General features: G+C 70.4%; 14 protein-coding genes. 6 read left to right on the top strand and 8 right to left on the bottom strand.

The window, feature by feature from the left end; genetic code table 11:
- Positions 1-10: 10 nt before the first annotated feature.
- The 5 genes from OF819_RS10660 to OF819_RS10640 form a co-directional block, all read right to left on the bottom strand.
- Positions 11-763 carry a hypothetical protein gene (locus tag OF819_RS10660; protein ID WP_267243172.1) on the bottom strand — a complete coding sequence of 251 codons (753 nt, stop codon included), beginning with the start codon at positions 761-763 and terminating at the stop codon, positions 11-13.
- The gene (locus OF819_RS10655; RefSeq protein WP_267243171.1) at positions 760-2,211 is read right to left on the bottom strand and encodes an AI-2E family transporter; all 1,452 of its coding nucleotides are present in this window, start codon (positions 2,209-2,211) and stop codon (positions 760-762) included. The genes OF819_RS10660 and OF819_RS10655 overlap by 4 nt, the downstream gene beginning before the upstream one ends.
- A 146-nt stretch (positions 2,212-2,357) precedes the next feature.
- A complete protein-coding gene (locus OF819_RS10650) occupies positions 2,358-3,065 on the bottom strand; it encodes a transglycosylase SLT domain-containing protein (RefSeq protein WP_267243170.1) in 708 nt (235 codons plus the stop codon).
- A gap of 462 nt (positions 3,066-3,527) precedes the next feature.
- Positions 3,528-4,850, bottom strand: a complete 1,323-nt coding sequence (locus OF819_RS10645; protein WP_267243169.1) for a PhoH family protein — start codon at positions 4,848-4,850, stop codon at positions 3,528-3,530.
- A 318-nt stretch (positions 4,851-5,168) separates the two neighbouring features.
- Positions 5,169-5,930, bottom strand: coding sequence for an isoprenyl transferase (locus OF819_RS10640; RefSeq protein ID WP_267243168.1), 762 nt, complete (start codon positions 5,928-5,930; stop codon positions 5,169-5,171).
- 179 nt (positions 5,931-6,109) lie between these two features.
- On the opposite strand from OF819_RS10640, the gene mgrA reads away from it, so the two are divergent.
- Positions 6,110-7,186 (top strand): L-glyceraldehyde 3-phosphate reductase, encoded by a 1,077-nt coding sequence (gene mgrA, locus OF819_RS10635; protein WP_267243167.1) that lies wholly within the window; start codon positions 6,110-6,112, stop codon positions 7,184-7,186.
- A gap of 432 nt (positions 7,187-7,618) precedes the next feature.
- Here mgrA and OF819_RS10630 read toward each other — a convergent pair whose 3' ends face one another.
- Positions 7,619-8,374, bottom strand: coding sequence for a prepilin peptidase (locus tag OF819_RS10630; protein ID WP_267243166.1), 756 nt, complete (start codon positions 8,372-8,374; stop codon positions 7,619-7,621).
- A gap of 32 nt (positions 8,375-8,406) precedes the next feature.
- Here OF819_RS10630 and OF819_RS10625 point away from each other — a divergent pair, with 32 nt between their 5' ends.
- Positions 8,407-8,763, top strand: a complete 357-nt coding sequence (locus tag OF819_RS10625; RefSeq protein WP_267243165.1) for a DUF192 domain-containing protein — start codon at positions 8,407-8,409, stop codon at positions 8,761-8,763.
- Positions 8,764-8,773: 10 nt separating this feature from the next.
- On the opposite strand, the gene OF819_RS10620 is transcribed toward OF819_RS10625, so the two are convergent.
- The gene (locus OF819_RS10620) at positions 8,774-9,115 is read right to left on the bottom strand and encodes a hypothetical protein (RefSeq protein WP_267243164.1); all 342 of its coding nucleotides are present in this window, start codon (positions 9,113-9,115) and stop codon (positions 8,774-8,776) included.
- A 286-nt stretch (positions 9,116-9,401) separates the two neighbouring features.
- On the opposite strand from OF819_RS10620, the gene OF819_RS10615 reads away from it, so the two are divergent.
- Together OF819_RS10615 and OF819_RS10610 are read left to right on the top strand one after the other, a co-directional pair.
- Positions 9,402-10,253 carry a helix-turn-helix domain-containing protein gene (locus OF819_RS10615; protein ID WP_267243163.1) on the top strand — a complete coding sequence of 284 codons (852 nt, stop codon included), beginning with the start codon at positions 9,402-9,404 and terminating at the stop codon, positions 10,251-10,253.
- A gap of 11 nt (positions 10,254-10,264) precedes the next feature.
- Positions 10,265-10,456: a hypothetical protein gene (locus OF819_RS10610; RefSeq protein WP_267243162.1), complete on the top strand. Its 192-nt coding sequence runs from the start codon at positions 10,265-10,267 to the stop codon at positions 10,454-10,456.
- Here the strand turns inward: OF819_RS10610 and OF819_RS10605 are convergent.
- On the bottom strand, positions 10,425-11,759 hold the full coding sequence (locus tag OF819_RS10605; protein ID WP_267243161.1) for a hypothetical protein: 1,335 nt from the start codon (positions 11,757-11,759) through the stop codon (positions 10,425-10,427). The two genes, OF819_RS10610 and OF819_RS10605, sit on opposite strands and share 32 nt — an antisense overlap.
- 163 nt (positions 11,760-11,922) lie before the next feature.
- Between OF819_RS10605 and OF819_RS10600 the strand changes: the two genes are divergently transcribed.
- Together OF819_RS10600 and OF819_RS10595 are read left to right on the top strand one after the other, a co-directional pair.
- Positions 11,923-12,828 carry an RNA polymerase sigma-70 factor gene (locus OF819_RS10600; RefSeq protein ID WP_267243160.1) on the top strand — a complete coding sequence of 302 codons (906 nt, stop codon included), beginning with the start codon at positions 11,923-11,925 and terminating at the stop codon, positions 12,826-12,828.
- Positions 12,825-13,298, top strand: a complete 474-nt coding sequence (locus OF819_RS10595; protein ID WP_416370506.1) for an SRPBCC family protein — start codon at positions 12,825-12,827, stop codon at positions 13,296-13,298. Before OF819_RS10600 ends, OF819_RS10595 begins: the two co-directional genes overlap by 4 nt.
- The last annotated feature ends 124 nt before the right edge of the window (positions 13,299-13,422 follow it).

Raw genomic sequence — 13,422 nt, 5'->3', positions numbered from 1 at the left:
GCTGTGTGAGCTACGCGGGGCGCTTGAGGCGCTCCATGAGGGCCTTCATGTCCTCCACGAGAAGCGGCTCGATCCCTATCGCGGAGAGGTCTGACTGGCTCTCGCCATCGTCGGAGTAGGCGGGGGAGACCGAGATCGAGAGCCTGGCCTGGCCGTCCAGCACCACCAGCGACCGCGCGTCCCCTGCTTCGACGGACAGCAGATAGGCCCGCTCGCCCAGCCCGTCGATCTTCTTGGCCGGCGGCTTCTCGTCGAAGAACAGATCCAGCGGGGCGTTCAGGGTGGCCTCGAACTCGACTTCCGGATCCACCTTCCTGTGCAGCTCGTAGGTGACCCTCGCCGAGGGCACGGAGACGAAGGTGTTGCCGTCTTCGTCCGTCTGCGGCTGAGACTCCTCCGGCTCCAGGCTGACATGGCACATCGTCCGGTCCAGAGCCTGATGCTCGGCCGATTGGGCGGACGGATTCGTTATCTGCCCCAGCGCGCCGGTCAGCGCCTTCAGCTCCGCCTCCTCGCAGAGGTTCTCCGTCGCCCGGTAGCCGCCGAGATCGGGCCCCATCCGGTCGTACGCGAACAGTCCCCCCGCCCACAGCGCGGACGCGCCCACCGCGCCCGCGAGCGCCCACACCCACGGCGGTCTGCGGCGCGCGGGCCGTTCGGCGTCGAGCGTCTCCTTGTCTCCGTTGGCGGGCTCCCGGTGCTCGCCCGGCAGCTCGGCCCGCCCGTATCCGTCCTCGCCGACCAGCTCCGGCTCGGATATCACTCCCGCTCCCCCTCTTCCGTCCCATGTCTTCCGCTGTGTCTCCCATCGCGCACTGGCGGGGCGACCGGCGCGATCGCCAGTGCGGTCGCTCCGTGCGGTGGCGGCATCGCGCGCAGCGCCTGTTCCTTGCTGTATGCCCGCAGATAGCCGACGACCGTGTTGGCGACGGCGACCAGCGGCACGGCGACCACCGCGCCGCCGATGCCCGCGGTGAGGCCGCCCACGGCGACGGCGAGGACGACGGCGAGCGGATGGACGCGCACGGCGCGGCCGAGGATGAACGGCTGCAGCACATGGCCCTCGATCTGCTGTACGGCGAGCACCACGACCAGCACCATCAGCGCCGTGAACACGCCCTGGGTGACCAGGCCGACGACCACCGCGAGCGCTCCGGAGATCACCGCGCCGACGAGCGGGATAAAGGCGAAGAGGAAGATGAAGACGGCGAGCGGCACCGCCATCGGGACGTCGAGGAAGTAGATGCCGAGGCCGATGAAGATGGCGTCGATCAGCGCCACGATCACCGTGCCGCGCACATAGGCGGTCAGGGTGCGCCAGGCGCGCGGACCGGCTCCGGCGACGCCCTCCCTGGCCTGTGCGGGCACCAGTTTGAGCGTCCAGTTCCAGATGCGTCTGCCGTCGTAGAGCAGAAAGAGGGTGGAGAACATCGCGAGCAGGATGCCGGTGAGGATCTCCACCATCACGGTCACGCCCTGGAGGCCCGCGGAGGTGATCTCCTCGGTGTTGGTGCCGATGGTCTCGCTCAGGTTCTCCGCGATGTCGTTGATCTGCTGCTCGGTGACATGGAACGGGCTGTCCAGCAGCCAGCGTTTGAGCTCCTCGATGCCGTCCCTGACCCGGTCGGAGAGGTTGTCGAGGTTGTCCATGACCTGCCAGACCACAAACCAGCCGACCAAGCCCATGATGACGAAGCCGGAGATCGCGGTGACCGCGGTGGCCAGCCCGCGCGGCAGCCCCAGCTTCTTGAGCCGGGCCACGGTGGGCTGGAGCAGGGCGGTGACGAGCAGCGCGGCGACGAAGGCGAGCACCACGAGCTGCACGGCGCTGATGATCCGCATCAGCACCCAGACCGTGCCGGCGAGGACGAGGAGCCGCCAGCCGGCCTCGGCCGCGACCCGCATGCCCCAGGGAATCGCCGCGACCGGATCGGGCCGGGCGGCGACGGCGGGCGCGTACGAAGGCGGCGGCGGGACGCTCCCGGGTGCGGCGGGCGGACCGGCGGCTGCGACGGCGCCGGCTGATCCGGCACCGGCTGATCCCGCGCGGGGGGCTTCTGGCGTTCCGCCGGGGGTCCCGGCGGTGGCGTCAGCCCCGGGAACGGCGGGGAGGTCGTCGGCCGCCGCCTGCTTGCGGCGCTCTTCCAGGCGCTCCGCGGCCCGGGTCAGCCCCGCGCCCACCCGGCTGAGCCAGCCTGGCACTCTCGACATGCTCTTTCCTCATTCCCCCGACCACTCCCCCGGGTCATCCGGACCGACCGTACACGCACCGAGCCCCCCACCGCAGACGGGTGAGGGGCTAGGCGAGGTCCGGCGTCGGTCCGGGAACGGACCGCGGCCCAGTGCCGGGAGGGGCACTAGTACCAGTGGTTGGCCTGCCAGAACGACCAGGCGCCGCAGGGGCTGCCGTACCTCTCGTTCATGTAGTTGAGGCCCCACTTGATCTGGGTGGCGGGGTTGGTGCGCCAGTCGGCGCCCGCCGAGGACATCTTGGAGCCCGGCAGCGCCTGGACGAGGCCGTACGCACCCGAGGAGGGGTTCTGCGCCCGGTAGTTCCAGGTCGACTCGCGGCTCACTATGTTGCTGAAGCACTGGAACTGGTCGCCGGGGATCATCTGGCGTGCCATCGCCTGGACCTCGGCGACCGTGTAGGAGGCCTGCGTCGCGAAGCTGGAGGCGTCGCGCGTGGCGCTGCGGCTGGCGCGCTGGGCGGCATCCTCCTTCTCCTTGCGCTCGCGTTCGGCCTTCTCGGCCGCTTCGGCCTTCTTCGCCTTGGCGGTCTCGGCGGCCTTGATGCGGGCCGCTTCCTCTGCCGACTTCTTCGCCGCGAACTCCGCGGCGGCGGCCTGAGCCTGCGCCTGCTGCGTCAGGGACGAGACCTGCACCTGGGCCTGCTCGCCCATCGGGATGTCCGCGAGCAGAGTCGTGTCGGCGGCGGTCGCCTCGAAGTTGTCGCCATTGTTCGAGGCCGCGCTGTTACCCGACGCGACGCCCACGACGGCGCCGACGGTGGTGACCGCAGTGGCTGACGCCACCGCGAATCCCCGGACCGAGATCCGGCTCACACGGTTTCCTTCCAGCATCGCCCGCATGGGTGACCTCGCGGGCGCAATCGTGCCCCTGGCACTGGCCTCCCCTTGCTTGGGTCACGGGAGGCACGGGCCCGGCGGGCAACTCCCGCATGGGAGTGTGCCGCATGGTACTCGCGGGCGGCATGCGACGGAACAAGTTCTTGAGTTGTGTGGTGCCGTACACCTCTGGAGGTGCGGGTGTGTCGCATGCGGGGCCTGACGGAAGCAAGACTCTGCCGGACGCAGACACCGCAAGGCAATTCTTCGTTGCGTGTGAAAGCTCACACCCCGTTTACAGCTGGGGTTTTGCGGAAACACCGGACAGCGCCGACGCCGCCCGGCTACGCTTTCGCGCTCTGCCCGGCGGCGTCGGCACCGACTTCAACTACTGTGCCCCGTACGCCCCGTACACCCCTTTCGGCACATCCGACACACCGGGACACTGTGCCGGATCTGTCAGATCTTTCCGTCTTCGAGCATTTCGGTCACCAGTGCGGCGATCTGTGAGCGCTCGGAGCGGGTGAGGGTGATGTGCGCGAAGAGCGGATGCCCCTTCAGCTTCTCGACGACGGCCACGACTCCGTCGTACCGGCCGACCCGCAGATTGTCCCGCTGGGCGACATCATGGGTCAGGACGACCCGGGAATCGGCCCCGATACGGGATAGAACGGTCAGCAGTACATTCCGCTCCAGGGACTGGGCCTCGTCGACGATGACGAACGCGTCATGGAGGGAACGGCCCCGGATATGGGTGAGCGGCAGGACTTCGAGCATGCCCCGCCCCAGCACCTCCTCTATGACCTCTCGGCTGGCGACGGCGGAGAGCGTGTCGAAGACCGCCTGCGCCCAGGGGCTCATCTTCTCCGCCTCGGTGCCCGGCAGATAGCCGAGCTCCTGGCCGCCGACCGCATAGAGCGGGCGGAAGACCATCACCTTCTGGTGCTGCCTGCGCTCAAGCACCGCCTCCAGACCGGCGCAGAGCGCGAGCGCCGACTTGCCGGTGCCCGCGCGGCCGCCCATGGAGACGATGCCCACCTCCTCGTCCAGCAGCAGATCGAGGGCGATGCGCTGCTCGGCGCTGCGGCCGTGGATGCCGAAGGCCTCGCGGTCGCCGCGCACAAGCCGCACTTGGCCCTCTGGTGAGACACGGCCGAGTGCCTTGCCCCGCTCGGACTGCAGGACCAGCCCGGTGTGCACGGGCAGCCCGGCCGCCTCGGGGACGTACAGCGACTCCTCCGCGAACAGCAGGTCGACCTGCTCGCCGCTCAGCGGCAGTTCGGCCATGCCGGTCCAGCCGGAGTCGGTGATGGCCAGCTCCGCGCGGTACTCCTCGGCCAGCAGGCCGACGGACGACGCCTTGATGCGCAGCGGCAGATCCTTTGAGACGACTGTGACGTCATACCCCTCGGCCTGCAGATTGCGGGCCACCGCCAGAATCCGTGAGTCGTTGTCCCCCAGCCGGAAGCCGGCCGGGAGCACGCCGGGGTCGGAGTGGTTGAGCTCGACGCGCAGCGTGCCGCCCAGGTCGCCCATGGGGATGGGGGCGTCCAGGCGGCCGTACCGCACCCGGCAGTCGTCCAGCAGGCGCAGCGCCTGGCGGGCGAAATAGCCGAGTTCGGGGTGGTGCCTCTTGGCCTCCAGCTCTGTGATCACCACGATCGGGAGCACGACCTCGTGCTCATCGAAGCGGGTCAGGGCGTTCGGGTCGGCCAGCAGGACGCTGGTGTCGAGAACGTAGGTGCGCCGGTCGGGCAGACGGCGCTTTGTGCTGTTCACCACGGAAGGACAGACCCCCTCTATAGAGGCGCATGAGGTCGGGGTGCGACGCGTCGCGGGCGAGTGGGCCGGGTTCAGGCCGCGATGCGCGGGCCGAACACCGGCCCTCCGCGCAGTCTGCACGCGGGGTGCAGTCCTTCGTGTGCAAAGGGCCTCCCGGGTGAGCGGTCTCGGCCGCTCACTGAGATACGGCGTCCTTGGATCGGACGTCGACCTGGAAGGGATATTCCCTCGAACAAGCGCTGGCATGCCCCGGCATGAAACGACGCCGGTATGAACAGCCGATGACCTTCGCCGGGGAGGCCGCGGGGCTCATGCCTCTCAGGTGCCGTAGCGGCGGTGGCGGGCCGCGTAGTCGCGCAGGGCGCGCAGGAAGTCGACCTTGCGGAAGGCGGGCCAGAAGACTTCGCAGAAGTAGTACTCGGAGTGGGCGCTCTGCCAGAGCATAAAACCGGACAGCCGCTGCTCGCCGCTGGTGCGGATGACGAGGTCCGGGTCGGGCTGACCGCGGGTGTAGAGATGCTCGGCGATCAGGTCGATGTCGACGGTCTCGGCGAGCTCTTCGAAGCTGGTGCCCTTCGCCGCGTGCTCCAGCAGCAGGGAGCGGACCGCGTCGGCGATCTCCTGGCGGCCGCCGTAGCCCACGGCGACATTGACGAGTATGCCCGTATTGCCGAGGGTGGCCTGCTCGGCCTCCTTCAGCACGGACTGGGTGCGCGCGGGCAGCAGATCGAGGCCGCCGACATGGTGCACGCGCCAGCGGCCGTCGGCGGCCAGGTCGCGCACCGCCTGCTCGATGATGCCGAGCAGCGGTACGAGCTGGTCCTCGGGGCGGTCGAGGTTGTCGGTGGACAGCATCCAGAGGGTGACGACCTCGACGTCTGTCTCGGCACACCAGCCGAGCAGCTCCTGGATCTTGCTGGCGCCGGCCTGGTGACCCTGCTCGGGCGAGCCGCCCGCCGCCTTGGCCCAGCGGCGGTTGCCGTCCAGGATGACGCCGATGTGCTTGGGCACCTGGGCGTGGTCGAGGCGACCTTCCACCCGGCGTGCGTAGAGCCCGTACACCAGGTCGCGCAAGTTCACTGAGTCCACCTCTCGGTTCCTGTCCGGGGCCGCCGCCCCCGGGGACATGGGGTGGGGTCGCGAGGCCGGGGCCGGGGGCCGGGGCCCACCGAGGCCGGGGCCCAAGGCGGCCAATGTACTGCGCGCGGCCCACAGCGGCCCAACCCGGTCTGTCACAAGTCCGTGATAAGGAGAGATGCGTGACTGATTCTCCCCTCTCTCCCCGCGCTTCCCACCCTTCTCTCCCTGCTCATCAGTACCGAGGTGCAGAGCACCGCTATGACGCGATGGAGTACCGCCGTACGGGCCGCTCCGGGCTCAGGCTCCCCGCGATCTCCCTCGGCCTGTGGCACAACTTCGGCGACGACCGCTCGCTCGACTCGCAGCGGGCGATCCTGCGGCGCGCGTTCGACCTCGGCGTCACCCATTTCGACCTGGCCAACAACTACGGCCCGCCGGCCGGATCCGCGGAGCTGAACTTCGGCAAGATCTTTGCGCAGGATTTCTCCCACTATCGGGATGAATTGGTCATTTCCACCAAAGCGGGATACCTCATGCATCCCGGTCCGTACGGCGAGTGGGGCTCGCGCAAATACCTGCTCTCCTCGCTCGACGCCTCCCTGAAGCGGATGGGCCTGGACTATGTCGACATCTTCTATTCGCACCGCTTCGACCCGGACACCCCGCTGGAGGAGACGATGGGGGCGCTGGCCTCCGCCGTCCAGCAGGGCAAGGCGCTGTACGCGGGCGTCTCGTCGTACAACTCCGAGCAGACCGAGCGGGCGGCCGCACTGCTGAAGGAGATGGGCGTCCCCGCGCTGATCCACCAGCCCTCCTACTCGATGATCAACCGCTGGACCGAGGACGACGGGCTGCTCGACACGCTGGAAGGCGCGGGCATGGGCTGCATCGCCTTCGTCCCGCTGGCGCAGGGCCTGCTCACCGGCAAGTATCTGAAGGGCATCCCGGAGGGCTCACGGGCCACCCAGGGCAAGTCCCTGGACCCCAATCTCCTCTCGGAGGAGGTGCTGCGGCGGCTGAACGGCCTCAACGACATCGCCGCCGCGCGCGGCCAGTCCCTGGCGCAGCTGGCGCTGACCTGGGTGCTGCGGGACCCGCGGATGACGTCGGCGCTGATCGGCGCGTCCAGCGTGCGGCAGCTGGAGGAGAACGTCGCCGCACTGAGCGGGCCGCCGCTGAGCGCGGAGGAGCTGAAGGCGATCGACGTCTTCGCGATCGACACCGAGGGCGCCAACATCTGGGCCCGGCGGGGCTGAGCCCCCCTCGCCTGCGGGGCGGGCGCCGGCCGGGGACCTCGGCCGCAGGACGGGCGCCGGGTGCGGACCCCGGGCGCGGGCGCGGGCGCAAAAAAAACGGGCCGGTCCGTGGGGGGGATACGGACCGGCCCGAGGGGGGGTTTCCACCATAACCCTTCGTAAGTGATGACGCATGCCACTGTGGGCCACAATTACGCTCCGAATGCGGCATTCGGCAGTCCCTGCACCCCTTTCACCCCGCCGTACGACGGAATCCGCAGCCACTCCGCCACTGGCGACACCGGACGGCCGGGCCCATGGCACCGCCCCCACGGGGGACCCCGTCAACCGCGCACGAACTTGACGGAGCGCCACCGGAGGCCGTGACGCTCTGTCAAGCTTCGGATTCCCTTGAGTGGTCCGCGGCCGAGTGGTCGACGGCCGGGAAACCTGTCAGGGCGCCGCCCCAGCGAGGACCGCGCCCAGCAGCAGTCCCCCGAAGGCCCCCAGGAGCATGAACGGCCCGAAGGGGATCGCGCTCTTGCGGTCGGCGCGGCGGAGTGCGATGAGGGCGAGCCCGTACAGCGAGCCGAGCAGAAACCCCGCGAAGGCCCCGGTGAACAGCGCCCCCCAGCCGTACCAGCCGAGCGCCGCCCCGAGGCCGACCGCGAGCTTGACGTCGCCGAAGCCGAGCCCCCGGGGATGGATCAGGAACAGCGCGAGATACCCGCCCCCGAGTGCCGCCCCGCCGAGCAGCGCGCCGGTCCACGTCCCCGCGTGACCAGGCAGCAGCGCCGCGAGCCCGAGCAGCGGCACGACGGCGGCGGCGAGCGGCAGCGTCAGCACATCGGGCAGCCGGTGGACGGCCAGGTCGACCAGGGCGAGCAGCACGGCGAAGGGCGCGAGCGCCAGCCATACGGCGAGTTCGGGCCGGGGCCCGGTCGCGGCGGCCAGGGCGGCGCAGACGGCGGCGGTGAGGAGGGGCGCGAGCCCTCGGCGTCGTACAGCCGGGTCGGCGGCCGTATCGCAGCTCCCGCACCCCGGCCCGCCGATCCAGCCGCCGGCCGGTCCTGTGTACGGGTGCCCTGCGGGGCATCCGTCGCGCCACCCCTCCCCCGGCTCCACGGACAGCCGGTACGCGGCACGGGGCACCAGCGCACCGGCGAGGGCGCCCCAGCTTGCGGCGACGGCGATCAGCGTGGCATACACGGCGGTGAGATTAGCGGGTAGGTTCCGTGCCCATGGCCCGTCGATGGCGCACTGACCATGCCCTGCTGAGGACCCCGGACGTCTCCTCCCCCGTCCCGGTGGAGATCGCGGCGACATACGCGCGCCGGCGGCGGGGCCTGCTGGGCCGCGACGGCATCGAGGGGGCGATGCTGCTGACGCCGTGCAACAGCGTCCACACCTTCCGGATGCGCTTCCCGATTGATGTCGCCTACCTGGACCGCGAGTTGCGCGTACTGCACCTGCACACCGTGCCGCCCGGCCGCCTCACCCGCCCGCGCCTGCGCGCCCGCCACGTCCTGGAGTCGGAGGCGGGCGCGATGACGGAGTGGGGCCTGCGGGTGGGGGTATGCGTCTGGATCGAGCAGTGACGCACCCTCCTCAGCGGGCGGGCCCGCTCCTCGTACGGCGTACCGCAAAGCCCTCACACGGCAGCAGCGCCCACGACTTGGTCCCCCGGTGCGGCGGATGCGCCTCCTCCATCCCCCAGTCGCCGCCGTGCTCCTCGGCCATGGCGTCCAGCAGCCATAGCGACCTGCGCCGCCGCTCCTCGCAGACGCTCACCGCGTCCGGATCGCGATGCCGTGGGTGCCGCACGATGGCCGCGCTGTGCGGCTCCCCGGGCACGGTGATGCTGCACGCCAGCCCGGCGGGCCGGGGCGTCTGGGGCGCCCGCGCGATAAGGGGTGCGGCGGGGCAGCGGATGGGTCGGATCAGCGGCATGGCGAACTCCCTGGAGGAGGCGGACGGTTCTGTTCGACTGCGGACGCCGCGGCGCGCGGTTGAGCGGTGGCCTGTCTCCCTGACGCGGACCGGCCCCTCCCAGGGAAGGAGCGTGCGGGCGGGACCGCGTGATGCGCTTCCGTCTCATGTCGGTGAGCGCCGCATTACCTACCGTAGAGCCATGCGGGCCAAATTTGCCCCACCTCAGGGAAACTTAAGCCCTTTCGTGGGTGTATCGCACGCACACACGGCACACTGCAATCGACCGCGCGCAGAGAGGACCGGCATGGCAGCGAGGACGTCACCCACGGAGCGTCAGAAGCGACTGGGAGCCGAACTGCGCAAGATGCGCATGGCGGCGAACGTCTCAGCGGAGGCCGCGGCAGCTCTCCTCGGTGTCGACCGGTCCAAGATCTCCAACATCGAGCAGGGCATACGCGCGATCAGCGAGGAGCGGCTGCGCTCGCTTGCCGCCGCGTGCGGGTGTGCAGACGAGCACTTCGTCGATGCGCTTGTGGACATGGCCCGGCCCAACAGGCGTGGCTGGTGGGACCGGTACCGGGGGATGCTCCCCCAAGCCCTCTTGGACATCGCCGAACTCGAAGCCTCGGCAGTCAGCATGCGAGCTGCGCACCTTATACACATTCCCGGACTGCTTCAGACCTCGGACCACGCACTTGCGCTCTTCCGCATCGTGATCCCCCGGCTGCCCGAATCCGACGTCGCGCTGAGGCTTGCGCATCGAGTCGAGCGACAGGCGATCCTCGACGGGCCGGCCGCTCCCTCGTACACGGCAATCGTCCACGAGGCTGCACTGCGCATGCAGTTCGGCGGTCCCGGAGTGGCGCGCGCCCAGCTTGAGCACTTGCTGAAGAAGTCCGAGCAGGACAACATCACGCTGCTCGCTCTGCCCTTCGCAGCGGGCGGCTTCCCCGGCGCCGGGCAGACTGTCGTGTACGCCGACGGACCGACGCGGGCCCTCGACACCGTACAGATCGACAACTCGCACGGCCCTGATTTCCTCTACAGGGAGTCGCAGTTGGCGAAGTACCGTGCCCATCTGGACTGGATGGAGCGGATCGCACTCTCCCCCGGCGATACACGCGACTTCATCCGCACCATTGCGCGCGACCTCTGAAGGGCTGATCCATGCCGGACATCATTTGGGAAGACCCCCTGTGCGGGGAGGGCAACTCTTGTTTCCGCCTGGGGACGGACGCCGACGGCAACGGCTACATAGCCACGCTCGGCGCGGAGGACAGATACGTCACCGACAGCATCGACGCCCTGCGGAACCTGATACGCGACATCAAGGCGGGCAAGGCGGACCACCTGCTCTGACACCCGCAGAAGCATCCCCCCGCGCCGCCCGGCGACGGGCTGCCGCCGCCCACACCGCCAGGAACAGCAGCAGCGCCGTTCCCGTGCCGATGCCGGCGACGGCGAGCGAGCGCATGAGGAGGGGCGAGCCCATCGCCCCGTCGGCGGCCCGGCCGTCGCCCGGCGCGCCGAGGCCCGACGCCTGCGGGTCGCCGTCGTAGTCGGGACCGGGCTGCGGGTCGCCCGCGACCGTGAGGTGCAGGGTCACCGGGACCGGGTTCTGCGCCGTGGCGTCGAGGCTGACGCGCACGTAGTACCAGCCGGAGAACCGCATCGCCCCGGCGGCGGCGTCGGCGGCCTCCCTCCGGTTCCCGTACGCGGCCGGGGCCGTGCCGAACGCGATGGCGGTCGGCTTGCCCGTGTACTTCGCCTCCGCGCTGCGGACGAAACCGCGCGCGGTGTTGAACAGGGCAACCCGCATGCCGCCGCCCGGCACGAAGACTCGGCGTTCCCGGGGCTCGGCGAACTCCGCGTCGACGAAGAGCTGTTGCCCCCATGTGACGGGCACCCGGTAGAACCGGCTCTCCCCGGGGGACAGTTCATCGTGCCACGCACCGCTGTCGACGGTCGCCGCGTCGTTGAAGCCCGTGCCGCCCTGGACGATCTCCGCCCTGGCGGGGGTCCGCCGCGGGACCTGCGTACTCCAGGTGGACGGCGCCGGCGGAACCGCCGCCCCCGGCTTCAGCCCGGGCTCCGCGACGACGCGGAGTTCGATCGGCCACCCCTCGGGCCCCGGCCCGCCGGGGCCCGGGCCGATCCACTCCACCGCGTAGACATAGTCCCCGGTGCCCTGGCACGCACGCCCCCGGCCGATCAGCCGGCTGACATAGTCGCCGATGGGCCTGGCGGAGCCGCCGCTGAAGGTGACGTCATTGCTCAGGCCGCAGTGGGCGCCGTCCCGGGACTGCAGCGAGATCCGAATGCCGTCCGAGAAGTCGATCTCGCTGCGGGGCGGAGGTGCGAGCACGGCCGAGGCATACGCGTCGGAGACATCGTCGAGCCGGACGCGGTAGAACTTCTTCTCGCCCTTGCCGATGCGGTCCGTGTACGTCCCTCCGGGAACGAGCGGCGGACCCTGGTCGCTGGAGGTCCCGCCGCGTACGGGCTGGGCCTCCGGGTCCGTCCGGTACGCGGCCGCTCCGTCCTCCTGCCCGTCCGTGCGCGCCCGCGCCTCCACGGGCCCGGCGGCGGCCAGCAGCCCGAGCGCCACGACCCCGCAGAGCGCTGCCAGAAGCCCCCGCCCCGCCGCCCCGCCACCCCACATGGCTCCCTCTCTCCGTGTCTCGCAGGCCGGTCACAGTCTGCCGGACACCTTCCGCACCCCGTCCTTGTGAAGCGAATCACAGCAGCGCACTGTCACGGTTGGCCGGTGCGGGGTGTCTCGATGGGCAGCCGACGAGAGGAGCCGCACGTGGGGATGGCATGTCATGGCTGAGGACGCCTTCACCGAACACCGCCCGCTGCTGTTCACCATCGCCTACGAGATGCTGGGCAGCGCCGCCGACGCCGAGGATGTGCTGCAGGAGAGCTATCTGCGGTGGAGGGCCGTCGACCCGGCGGCGGTCGAGCATCCGCGCGCGTATCTGGTCCGCACGGTGACCCGGCAGGCCCTCAACCATCTGCGGGCGGTCAGGGCACGGCGCGAGGAGTACGTGGGCACCTGGCTGCCCGAGCCGATCCGCACCGCGCCCGAGGTCAGCGACGACGCGATTCTGGCCGAGTCGGTGTCGATGGCCATGATGCTCGTCCTGGAAACGCTCAACCCGACCGAGCGCGCGGTGTTCCTGCTGCACGACGTGTTCGGCTACCCCCATGGCGAGATCGCGGCGTCGGTCGGCAAGACCGAGACCGCCGTACGGCAGATCGCCCACCGCGCCCGCCGGCACGTTCATGCGCGGCGTCGCCGCTTCGAGCCCGATTCCGCCGCCACCCGGAAGGTCGTCCAGCGTTTTATGCACGCGGCGAGGACCGGCGAACTACAGACGCTGATGGACCTGCTGGCACCCGGTGCCGTGCAGTTCTCCGACGGCGGCGGGAAAGCCGTCGCCGCCCGCCGTCCGATCACCGGCCGCGCCGACGTCGCCCGGTTCGTCCTGCGCGTACTCCGCGGGCTCCGCACCACGACCGCGGAGACCCGTATCGAGCAGGCCACGTACAACGGCATGCCCGCGGCGCGGTTCGTCACCGGCGGCGAACTCGACTGGCTGGTCGCCTTCGAGATCCACGACGGCCGGATCACCGGCCTCTACGGCATCCGCAACCCGGACAAGCTGCACCGCGCCGAGACGGTGCTCCCACTCGACAGAGGAGGCCACCCGCTGTGGAAACCATGACCGTGGAACGCGTCATCGACGCCCCGATCGAGGATGTGTTCGCCTGGCTCACGACAACGGCCAACTACACGCGCTCGCCGCTCGTGGTGCGCTGCCGCCTGGACCGGCGGGGCGAGTCCGCGCCGTACGGAGTGGGCGCGGTGCGCAACCACCTGTGGCTGATCGGCTGGTTCCGGGAGCGCATCACCCACTACGACCCGCCGTACGCCACCGAGTACGTCGTCGAGCGCAGCCTGCCGCCGTCCCGTCACGAACGTGGCCGGATGACGTTCACCGAGGTCGACGGCGGCACCCGGGTGCGCTGGACCACCCGCGCCGAGATCCCCGTCCCGGTGCTCGGCCCGCTGCTCACCCGGCGTCTGGCGCGGCCGATCATCACCCGCACCTTCCGCAACATCCTCGACGCCGCCGACACCGCGCTGACCGCAACCGCGGCCGCCTCCGGCGCGGAGGCACGGCGGCAGCGCTAGAGATAAGGCGCTCGAAGACCAGTGGAACAGCGCCGCTGTGCGCCATTGCCCGTGCTGCCGAACCAAGTCCGCCAAGGACTTGCAGGGAATCAGGGAATCTGGGAATCAGGGTGTTGCTTCCCAG

Origin of the sequence: Streptomyces sp. PR69 (assembly GCF_026420845.1) — a bacterium.
Lineage (GTDB): Bacteria > Actinomycetota > Actinomycetes > Streptomycetales > Streptomycetaceae > Streptomyces.
Note: the sequence above shows the minus strand (reverse complement) of the source record. Positions and strands in the feature narration are given on the sequence as shown.